Genomic DNA, 11931 nt, shown 5'->3' on the forward strand with positions numbered 1-11931 from the left:
TGAAATTGTATTAAAATATTTTTAAAGTTACCTCAATTGATTAATCTAGAATTTGCACTAATATTTTAATTGTGTGGAAATTAATTGAAAAGTATAACATAAGATTTAACAATATTTTTATTTGAATTCCAAATTTTAATTTTTAAACAGCCTTATATGAAAGCCATTTTTGTTACACTGACGTTCCTTTTGTTAGGATTCTTTAGTTACTCACAAGACACCATTAAAGTTCAGACTTTTGATTGGAAATCTACTATACGGCGGGATTCTTTTGATTTTCCGAATGATAATACTTCATATCGCAAAATTCTAATGCTTTATAATATGAGATGTCATAATGCAGCAGTTGGTAATGGGAATGTAGGTTGTTATGAATGGGATTACAGTTGTAATACTTTTATTACTGATCCAAGCAGAATAGATTCATCAAAAGCGGCTCATCCTGATTATGTAATTTCCAATTTTAATGGCACTGATTTCAATTATACAAACCATCCTACATATCAAATATTTAAAACGATCCAACATAATGCCACTTTATCTGGAAATATGTTATCAAATGGATCCATTGGAAAAGATAATAAGATTATTGAATTAGGCGGTCTAAAACCTAGCATAAGTAAAACACAATACTTGTACAAGTCAAATGAACTGCTTGCAGCGGGCTTAAACTCTGGCAACATTTTTAATATTAAATTAGATATTGATAATACTGATTCTGAATTGACTTTTTTTAGAATTCGAATGAAGCAGGTAAGTTCCAATCTTCTAGAAGAGAAGTCACCTGAATTAGAAGGTTTCACAGAGGTTTATTATAAAGATACGAAATTTAATGCAGGGATAAATGATTTTCATTTTTATCAACCATTTAGGTGGGATGGAATTTCAAATATACTTGTTGAATTTAGCTTTACAAGCAATCCAATTTTACCGTTAACATTGAAAGCTCATGAAGCAGACTTTGATGCAAGTCTTTTTATTAACCTACCTGATAACCATTTATACTTTCAAGGCATAGGAAGTGTTAGTACTAATGGAATTCAGTTTTCATCGGTTTCTAATGAAGTAACTGTTGCTCTATGGTGTTATGGTGCTCCTAATTTACCTGCTAATACGGTCTTGTTTGAAGGTTTAGATGCTAAATTGAGGCGACAAATAAATGTACATCTTCCATGGAGTGACGGAAATGTTTATTTTGATTGTGGGGCTGATGCTTCAGGGAATTATGATCGAATTTCAAAGGCAGCTAATATCAATGAGTACTCTGGAAAATGGAATCATTGGGCGTTTACTAAAAATGCCATTACAGGAGAGATGAAAATATTTTTGAATGGCAATTTATGGCATTCAGGGACTGGAATGAAACGGACAATTGATATCAATTCTTTTGTAATCGCTGCATCTGGGTTACCATCATTAAATTATTACGGAAATATTGATGATTTTCAAATTTGGAACAAGGCATTAGACCAACAAACTATAAGGGATTGGATGTACCATAGTGAATTGCAAAATCATCCTAATTATAACTCATTAGTTGCGAATTATAATTTCAATGAGGGAGTGGGAAAAGTTACTGCTTCGAATGCACCAAATGGTGCAATAAATAATATTTTAATTCCAACATGGAGATCACTGCGAGGTGTTGATTTATTTAAAAATTTTCAATTAAATAGACTTAGACCTAACATTGTTTTTACTACTGGCAATTATTTGGTTAATGACAAATGGAATGTAGTATATGATTCTGTTATTAATTCACAAAATCAAGTTATAAATTATAAAGTTATTGGAACAGATCTTGTAATTATTGATACGCAATATGTTTTTAAAGCAGATTTTAATTATATCTATAATGAGAATGGGGATAAGATTGATTCTAGTCAAGTTATGCCTGAAGGCACTTTTTCAATTAAGCAATTAAACTATTATAAAAAACAACCTGCAAAATTCGAATTATTGTCTTTAGTAACTCCTTATGGGAATGGATTGAATTTAGGAGTCGATGGCAAGCTTTTTACTTTTGATGTAACGGATTTTGCTCCAATTTTAAAAGGAAGAAAATTTTTGTCTGTTGAATATGGTGGTGAAAATCAAGAGGAATTAGATATAAAGTTTTTATTTATTAAAGGTACACCATCTAGAAAGGTTTTGGACATTCAAAATGTATGGGCTCCGAATCGAGGTTGGTTTGGAGATATTCAATCTGATGCAGTTTTTGAACCACGTAAGTTTACCCTCAACGCTAATGCATCTTCATACAAATTGCGTTCTGCTATAACTGGTCATGGTCAAAATGGAGAGTTTGTTCCCCGGGAACATTTTATTAATATCAATGGTGGGAATCAAGAATTCAAATATGATGTGTGGAAATATTGTGGTAAAAATCCAATATATCCACAAGGAGGTACATGGGTTTTTGATAGAGCTGGTTGGTGTCCTGGAATGGCCAGTGATGTTCATGAATTTGAAATGATACCATTTGTTACTCCTGGACAAGAAATAGAAATTGATTATGGTTTAAATGGAGAGTATTTATCTGATGCAAATTATTTAGTTTCAAATCAATTAATCACTTATGATAAAATGAGTTTTAATTTGGATGCTTCTATTGAAGTAATCAAGAGACCTAATAATAAATCAGTAGAATATGCAAGATTGAATCCTGCTTGCAATACACCTACTATTGTACTTAGGAATACTGGTGCAACCACTATTACAAGTCTTGAGTTTAAATATCAAGTGTTGGGAGGTAATGCACTAAATTACAATTGGACCGGAACAATTAAACCTATGGAGACCATAGATATAGTTTTCCCATTAGCGTCAAGTAGTTTTTGGTTGACTTCCAATGTTGAAAAAGTATTTCAGGTACAAATAATTTCTGTAAATAATAGTGCAGATGATAATTTGGAAAATAATTTAGCAACGAGTAGTTTTACACCTGCCAAGGAATATATTGTTTCTGATCCATTACAATTGCGATTAAAAACAAATAATATTGGTTCGGATAATTATTATTCCATTACAGATCAACTTGGGAATGTAGTTTTGTCAAGAGACAATTTGGATATTAATACCACCTATGTCGATCGTCTTGAAATCACGCCTGGTTGTTACACACTGAAGTTTGAAGACAATAGTAATGATGGTTTAAATTTTTGGTTTTTTCCAAATAATGGCAGTGGATCTTTAAGATTAGAACGAGTTTTGAATCCAAATACTCAAGTTGCATTTCAGGGTTTTAATGCGGATATGGGTGGTGGAGTTCAATTTGATTTTATTTATGGCAAAATTACAGATGTAGCACCTTCTGAGACTTATAAATTATTTAGTGTGTATCCTAATCCAGTCATTGATGAATTGACTATGGAGTTTCATGGTTATAAGAATCATATTATAGAAATGGAATTAATGGATATTACAGGTAAGCGTTGTTTTAGACAACAAACTAGAATGGTTGGCGATCAAAACAAATATCGTTGCCAGTTGAAAGAACTTAAATCAGGTATATATTTGATGAAGGTTAATTTGGGGAATGCAATAGAATATCGCCAAATTATTAAGGAATAATTCAATCTTTGATTTTTTAAAATATTTTAATTCTGGTATAGAAATAGTAGAAATTAATTCCTGAAATGCGAGTTATAGAAAAAGCAAATAGATAGTTGATAATTTACTTTCTTAGGAATCAAAAATGGTACTTCTAATTTTCAAAATAATGCAGGTTGATGGTTTATAGTACTCATGAATTATTTTGAATGTAGGCTTCAATAAAAATGATTGTTTTATCAATTCGTTCTTTAAATTTATTTATAAAATTGTTTTGATCTTTTATACTCCCATGGGTTAAAGGAGCTGCATTTATTATTAATCGATTAATCCATTGCTCAGTATAATCACATAGTTTTGAATTGTAACTTTTCATGAAATTGGGATTGTCATAGGTATTGTATACGGCACGAAGTGTTTCACTATTGACGAAGATGACATTATTTGTATGAGTGATTTCATTGTTAACGATATTAACTTGTCCTGCTTGGCTTTGATTCTGTTTAAATACTGATTTATTACCTGTGGACATCATTTTTGCGATTCGGTCTACCAGATGATGAATTTCATGACATAATTTAATTGCATCTTGAGGGGTTTGAAATAATCCACTTTCAAGAAAATACTTTATTTGGTTCAACGTATTATCGATTAATTGTACATTCCAGATTTCTGTGCTCTTTAAATTCATATAGGAATCCGTTATTTGACTCAGCAATTTTGTATATTCGGTATCATGTTGGTATTGATTAATGTCAAATTTTATTATTGCATATTTATCTTCTCGCCAAATGATATTGTGGAATACAAAGAATTTAAACGAAGCCAAATACACAGATGAGAAGTAATAAAAAATGGGTAGTTCCCTAGTAGCATAAAATATATGTGGCTTTAAGCTGTGTACCTTTTCTAAATCTACGGCAATTGGTTTTAAGTAATCTACGGCATTTGTTCCAATTCCTTTTAATGCCGGAAAATCAAAATAAATTTTATTATCATTTAAACCTAATATTTCATCTAAACTAATGACGAAATGCAAACAAATTTTATAAACTTCTTCTAATGTTAATGAACTTTCACCCTGAACTTTTTTATAAATGGTGGATTTTTGTAAATTTAAAATGGTGCCTAGGGATTCTATCATTTTTTTGTGTTCAGAAAAATAGGCATTTTCCAAAAATTTAAAAATCCGTATGCTTAATGAATTTGAAATCATTTTGATGAGTTTGGATGCAAAATAATTAAAATGTAAATTTATTTAAGAATTGAAATTATGATAAAGTTAAGCCGAGAAGGATTCATATTAATTTATAATTTATATATATAATAGATCTTATGAGTGAATATCTTTAATGAAATCATTCGGGAATGTTTTAATTTTGCCACGTGAATAGTTTAATAGCCAAAAATAAGCTAAATTTTGATCAGTTAGCCACATCTATATCGGGTGATTTCTACATCGATGACCTGTATTTGGGGATTTATGCAACGGATGCTAGTAATTACCAAATTAAACCCTTGGCCATTGCGGCTCCCAGAAATGAGCAGGATATTATTAAAATAGTAACATTCGCAAAGGAGCATAAAATACCCATAATGGCTCGTGGAGGCGGCACAAGTTTAGTGGGTCAGACGGTCGCTGAAGCTATAATTATAGATTTTACTAAATATTTGGATGGTATTATTGACATTAATGTAGAAGATAAATGGGCAATTGTTCAGCCTGGTATAGTTAGAGATTATTTAAATAATCAATTGGCAAAGTACCACTTGCATTTTGCTCCGGATCCAGCTACTTCAAGCAGAGCAACCATTGGTGGAATGATAGCCAATAATTCTTCGGGAACCAGAAGCATTTTATATGGAAAGACTCTGGATCATGTTTTGGAATTGAAAGTTTTGTTAGATGATGGTCAGATCATTCATTGTAAGGAATTATCCAGTCTGGAATTGGAAGAAAAATTAGAATTAAAGACACGAGAAGGACATTTATATCGTGAATTATTTGCTCTAGTTCAAAATAACAGAACAGAAATAATAGATCGTTTTCCAAAAGTCATGCGGCGAGTTGGAGGATATAATTTGGATGAATTTTTGAATACAAAATGGAATCTTTGTAATTTAATAGTAGGTAGTGAAGGGACTTTGGGTATTATTTTGGATGCCAAAATTAAGTTAGAACCGACGCCAAAATTTCAATGTCTTTGTATTGTTCATTTTGATGATTTTTACGAATCCATATCTCATATTTCAGAAATAACTCAATTCGGACCAGCATCTGTGGAATTACTTGACGAAATGTTAATTCAATTGAGTCGTGAGAATATTGAAACGAAACGTTATTGTGATTTTATAGAGGGAAATCCTAAAGGCGCATTAGTTGTAGAATTTTACGGAGATTCACTAAATAATGCAATAAATAAGGCCGAGCAACTCGTCCTATTTCTGTCAAATCTAAAAATCGGGTATGCACATCCAATTTTTAGTGATAGAAAACGTATAAATGATATTTTTACAGTTAGAAAAAAGGGATTAGGATTACTATTAGGTGTTAAAGGCAATCGTAAACCCATTGCTTTCATTGAAGATTCGGCAGTTCCACTGGAGCACCTTGCTGATTATATTAAAGAAGTATTTCAAGTTTGTAAAAAATATGATACCCATGTTGTGGCCTATGCTCATGCAAGTGTTGGACTCTTGCATGTTAAACCTTTATTGGACTTAAGGGATGAAATGGATATCAGGCGTATGGAACAAATATCTTTGGAAACGCTTGAACTGGTTAAAAAATATAAAGGATCATGGAGTGGGGAACATGGTGATGGATTAGCTAGAAGTCCATACAATGAATCTTTTTTTGGCAATAAATTGTATCAGATATTTAAACAAGTTAAATATTTGTTCGACCCAAATCATATATTAAATCCAGGTAAAATTGTCGATGCCCCACCAGTAAATAATAATTTAAGATATGGACCACAATACAAAGACCTAGCCTACAAATCAATGTTTCATTTTCGGGATGAAGGAGGATTTAATGATGCTGTACATTTGTGCAATGGTGTCGGCGAATGTCGAAAATTGGAAGGAGGTACCATGTGTCCAAGTTTTAGAGCAACTAGGGATGAAAAAGATAGCACCCGGGGTCGTGCAAATGCCCTCAGACTAGCTTTGAGCGGCCAATTAGACGACTATAACATGAATAGCCCTTTTTTAAAGGAAGTTATGGATTTATGCTTATCATGTAAAGCATGTAAATCAGAATGTCCAAGTAATGTGGATATGTCAAAATTCAAAGCAGAAGTATTGCATAATCATCATCAAAAACATGGACTTTCATTTGCAGATAGATTAATTATTAATCAAACAACTATTTCAAGAATTTCATCAGGATTTTTTGCCCCAATGGTTAATACCATTTTAAGTAATTCCATTGTTAGATATTTTATTGAATTAATGACTGGATTAGACCGAAGACGGATACTACCACTTTATACTAAAAAACCTTTTAGTCATAAAATTAAACGAATATCAGATACAAAAAACCAAGTTGTTTTATTTGCTGATACCTATATGAAATTCCATGATTCAAATATCGGTTTATCAGCTAAACTTATTTTGGAACGATTTGGATATGAGGTGAAGGTTTTTTCAGAAGGTTGTTGTCAGAGACCATCATTATCTCATGGCTTGTTGGATCAAGCCAGAGTGGAAGGAAAAAAAACTTTTGAATTATTGGAACCGTATTTGAAAAAAAACATTCCAATTATAATGTGTGAACCATCATGTGCGACCTCGTTAAAAGACGATATACCTGATTTGTTAGATGATATTAAATGGAAGCATTATGGAAATCTAATTTATCAATTAGAAGATTTTATTGTAAAAAACATATCTGAAGAGGATATTAAAGTAAAATTAAAAATAAAAAAAGGAAATTATTTATTGCATGGACATTGTCATCAAAAAGCAATTTTTACGACGTCTTCATTGCATAAATTATTTAACCTGGATACTGAAGTTATGTTAAATGAAATACCTTCTGGGTGTTGTGGAATGGCAGGGTCTTTTGGATATGAAAAAAAACATTATGATATATCTGAAGTAATAGCAAATACTACATTAATTCCTGCGATTAAAAGTGCTTCGGAAGATACAATAATTATTGCAACTGGTTTTAGTTGCAGACATCAAATTGAACATTTTTCACAAAAGAAATCCATTCATTGGGTTGAAGCTATAGAACAAATTTGATGTATTCTTTTCTAATTTATTAATAGGACATAATGAAATACAAAGAAGCAATCGAATACATGTATAGCCAACTTCCAATGTTTCAAAGAGTAGGTAAAAGTGCATATCGAATTGATCTTACCAATGTTTTAACATTATGTGAATCTCTTGGGAATCCACAAAACCATTTGAAATGCATTCATATCGCAGGTACCAATGGAAAAGGATCAGTATCACATCTTTTATCAGCAGTATTACAAGCGCATGGATATAAAACAGGACTTTATATATCTCCTCATTACAAGGACTATAGAGAACGTATAAAAGTAAATGGCGAATATATCAGTAAGAAATTTGTTGTTCGCTTTCTTGAAGAAAATAGGACATTGTTTGATCAAATTAAACCGTCTTTTTTTGAAATGACCGTTGCCTTGGCTTTTTGTTATTTTAAAGATCAAAAAGTTGATTACTCAATTATTGAAACTGGACTAGGTGGACGCTTGGATGCAACGAATATCATTTCCCCAATAATGAGTATTATAACTAACATAAGCTTAGATCATGCTGAAATTTTAGGTGATACCTTAGAGAAAATTGCTGCAGAAAAAGCAGGAATCATAAAATCACATATACCAGTTGTTATAGGAAGAAGGCAAAATGAAACGGAAATTGTATTTAAAGAAAAGGCACTATTGGAACATGCGAATTTATATTATGCTGAAGATAATATAGTCAGTGAATTCAATACAAATAATGAAGGTATTTCAAGAATACGTTTTAATGATGAAATTGAATTTAGTCCTGATTTAAAAGGACCGTTTCAATTGGAAAATTACCGAACAGTTTTTGCTGCCTGCAAAATTTTAAATCAGGTAAAACGAATTGAATTAAAAATTGACAAAATTAAAAGTGCCTTTCAGAATACCACTGATTATTCTAAAATAATGGGTCGATGGCAATGGAAGGAAGGAATTTCAAAAATATTACTAGAGTCTGCACACAATCAAGATGGTATTCAATTTTTGATGAATTGGTTAATGCAACAGAATTATGATGAACAACATATTGTTATTGGATTTGTCAATGACAAACCATTAGATCAAGTGCTGAATTTATTACCCAGAAATGCCCATTATTATTTTGTCAATGCTCAACTTCCAAGAGCGTTAAAAGCATCAGAATTGAAAGAAAAAGCAGCGTTTTATAATTTAAGAGGCAAAGCCTATAAATCGGTTAAGAATGGTTTCTTAGCTGCAAAGAAAAAGGCTGGTAAAAATGATATTATTGTTGTCACTGGAAGTATCTTTGTGGTGGCAGAGGTGATTTAGTACAGTAAGATGAAAATCGTAGTAGGTATTTCAGGATCTAGTGGTTCAGTTTATGCAAGAGTACTTTTGCAAAAGCTTAAAACAATATCGGATTGCCATGTATCGATAGTATTAAGTAAAAATGCTTTAGTGAATTGGAAACTTGAGAATCCAAATTTTAACATTGAAAATTTTGGCTTCCAATTGTATTCCAATGACGACTTTAACGCACCATTTGCTTCTGGATCAACTAAATTTGATGCAATGATAATCTGCCCCTGTTCTGCAGGATTTTTAGCTAGGGTAGCACATGGAATTTCTTCAGATCTGATGAGTAGAGCGGCTGATGTGATGTTGAAAGAAAGAAGAAAAATCGTTTTCCTGTTTAGAGAGACACCTTTCAGTTTAATTCATTTAGAAAACATGAAAATGATTACATTAGCTGGAGGTATTGTATGTCCAGCCATTCCTTCCTTTTATTCAAATCCAAGTTCAATAGAAGAACTTGTAGCAACAGTATCAGATAGGGTGTTAGATTTGGTTGGACTGAATATTGATACTTTTAGGTGGAATTCATAAAAAGTTGGAATAGAGTTTGTTACATAAATTAAATATATAAAAAAATCATCATATTTAAAATTTAAAATTTATAAAACCATGAAAATCAAATTGTTATCATTATTACTATTAGGAATTATTTCCGTTACTTCCTGTGTATCTTCAAAGAAATTTAAATCATTACAAGAAGATAATGCCAATTTACAAAAAATGTTAGACGCTCAAAAGGGTAAGTTGACAGACTGTGAATCAAGCAAAATGGACTTGGAAAAATCAATCGCTAAATTGAATAGTGAAGTAGGAAATTCAAAAGGCGAATTGACAAAATTTCAAAATCAAGTGTCTGAATTAGAAAAAATGAATAAGCAAAAGGAAGCTGAAATTCAAAGAATTAAAGATGAAATCCACAAAGCTTTCTCAATGGTCGATGGAGCAGACCTATCCGTTAAACAAATGGGTGATAAGTTATATGTTTCTCTACCGAACCGTATATTATATAAAAAGGGTTCAGGGATATTAAACAAGAATGGAGAAACCATTTTAAAGAGTTTATCTACGGTATTCACTAAAAACAGTGGAATGAAAGTTGTTGTGGAAGGTCATGCTGATAAAACTCCTGTTAAGTCAGACGCACCATTTAAAGACAACTTAGATTTATCTACTTTAAGAGCAAATAATGTGGTTCGATATTTATTGAAGCAAAAAGTTGCACCAGAACAATTAACGGCATCTGGTAGAAGTAGTTTTGAACCTACAGGTGTTGTTGCTGAAGGAAGGGATAAAACTGCTATGGATAGAAGAATTGAATTTATTATTAGCCCAGACGTTTCTAAACTTTACGAATTGTCTAAGAAAAAGTAATTAATAAAAGTCTTTTTTTTAAAAAGTCCATTTATCGTAAAATAAATGGACTTTTTAATTTACCTCATTTACAACTTGATAATAAGATCCACTCATTTTCACCAATATCTTATTATTAAATATTATTATTGAGCATCTAATTCCATATCAAAATACCAACTATAAACTGAAATGCCGGGTTGTGCAGTTTTATATTAATATTGTGGAATAATCAAATAAATCCTTCGATCTATAAAACATAAAAAAGTAAATTTTTTATTTAATGTATTTCATTCATTCAGTTTTCCTACTTGATACAGAAAATAAATTGATTCTTAAATGTAAATCCAACCCAAAAGTAAACTAATGGAAAGACCAATAAATACTATTATAATATACATTATACTACAAAGAATAGTTTTTACAATGGTTTTTATCCATCCTTGTTGGAATAAATATTTTAATGTGAATAATAAATATATCCACATAATGAGAACTCCATACTGAATTATTGAATTCCATTTAAACCAATAGTCAATGGCTAGAATAACCCCTAAAACGGTAAAAAAAATAGTATGATAATGAATAGATAAAATGAGATATTCATAATAATTTTTTTTAAACTTATAATATATTATAAATAGCAATAACCCAAATATAGGCATTAACACAAAAATGGATATAGATGTATTTTTGATAAATAGTCGTAAGATGTTTTTTGTATACTGGTCATCAGCCTTAATAGTTTTAATCATTTGTTTGAAAAACTTTCTATAAAAAAAGTTTGGTGTTAATCCTTTCGAAATGATTAATGAATCAATTACATGTTCAGGATTTCTACTAATATCGTCTAGTATAGAAGGTGTTAATGAAAAGTGTTGATCAAATATACTAAAGTTTATATTTATTGTTGAATCAGGTTTTACAGAACTTGTATCATTTTTGTTAATAATAGTATTATTTTCTAAAATTGAATCAAATCTTTCCTGTTGAATGGCATCCGTTTTTATTGTTGGAGTATGGCTTTCTGTGTTCATTTGAAGAAAAAAGAAAAAGATAGCACTCGTGAATATATACATTCGCAAAGGAGGTACATACCGCATTCTTTTGTTTTCATTATATTCCTTTGTTATCTTACCAGGGGTACTGAAAAATGTTTTGTAAGTAAATAAAATTTTAGTGTCAAAATGAAAAATGGATTCAATCAATTCAAAGAATAAATGTCTAATGGGTTGGTTGGGTGCATGATTTTCCTGACCACATTCATGGCAGAAATGATCACCTATATTTATTTTGGTGTCGCAATTTTTACAAATAGTATCCTTTATTCTTTTTCTGGCCATGATGAATAAGTCTCAATGGTTCATGTTGTTATATGTAAAGATAAAGAATGTTTTATGATAAAAAAAAACCGACTTTAACTAATAGTCAAAGTCGGTCA

Annotated in this window: 7 protein-coding genes; 5 read left to right on the forward strand and 2 right to left on the reverse strand. The window is 30.8% G+C overall.

The features are described from left to right. Nucleotides 1-156 precede the first annotated feature (156 nt). Nucleotides 157-3573, forward strand: a complete 3417-nt coding sequence (locus tag IPK88_07350) for a T9SS type A sorting domain-containing protein (protein MBK8243224.1) — start codon at nt 157-159, stop codon at nt 3571-3573. 172 nt (nt 3574-3745) lie between these two features. Here IPK88_07350 and IPK88_07355 read toward each other — a convergent pair whose 3' ends face one another. After that, a complete protein-coding gene (locus tag IPK88_07355; protein MBK8243225.1) occupies nt 3746-4696 on the reverse strand; it encodes a hypothetical protein in 951 nt (316 codons plus the stop codon). A 254-nt stretch (nt 4697-4950) separates the two neighbouring features. On the opposite strand from IPK88_07355, the gene IPK88_07360 reads away from it, so the two are divergent. The 4 genes from IPK88_07360 (at nt 4951) to IPK88_07375 (ending at nt 10511) form a co-directional block, all read left to right on the forward strand. After that, nucleotides 4951-7806 carry an FAD-binding protein gene (locus IPK88_07360; protein MBK8243226.1) on the forward strand — a complete coding sequence of 952 codons (2856 nt, stop codon included), beginning with the start codon at nt 4951-4953 and terminating at the stop codon, nt 7804-7806. A 32-nt stretch (nt 7807-7838) separates the two neighbouring features. Then, nucleotides 7839-9113: a bifunctional folylpolyglutamate synthase/dihydrofolate synthase gene (locus IPK88_07365; protein MBK8243227.1), complete on the forward strand. Its 1275-nt coding sequence runs from the start codon at nt 7839-7841 to the stop codon at nt 9111-9113. A 9-nt stretch (nt 9114-9122) separates the two neighbouring features. Beyond that, complete coding sequence (locus tag IPK88_07370; protein ID MBK8243228.1) at nt 9123-9671, forward strand: UbiX family flavin prenyltransferase; 549 nt, start codon at nt 9123-9125, stop codon at nt 9669-9671. Nucleotides 9672-9749: 78 nt separating this feature from the next. Continuing rightward, nucleotides 9750-10511, forward strand: coding sequence for an OmpA family protein (locus IPK88_07375; protein MBK8243229.1), 762 nt, complete (start codon nt 9750-9752; stop codon nt 10509-10511). Nucleotides 10512-10825: 314 nt separating this feature from the next. On the opposite strand, the gene IPK88_07380 is transcribed toward IPK88_07375, so the two are convergent. After that, the gene (locus IPK88_07380) at nt 10826-11833 is read right to left on the reverse strand and encodes a DUF3667 domain-containing protein (protein MBK8243230.1); all 1008 of its coding nucleotides are present in this window, start codon (nt 11831-11833) and stop codon (nt 10826-10828) included. Nucleotides 11834-11931 lie beyond the last annotated feature (98 nt).

The organism is Candidatus Defluviibacterium haderslevense, assembly GCA_016712225.1.
GTDB classification, from domain to species: Bacteria; Bacteroidota; Bacteroidia; order Chitinophagales; family Saprospiraceae; genus Vicinibacter; species Vicinibacter haderslevensis.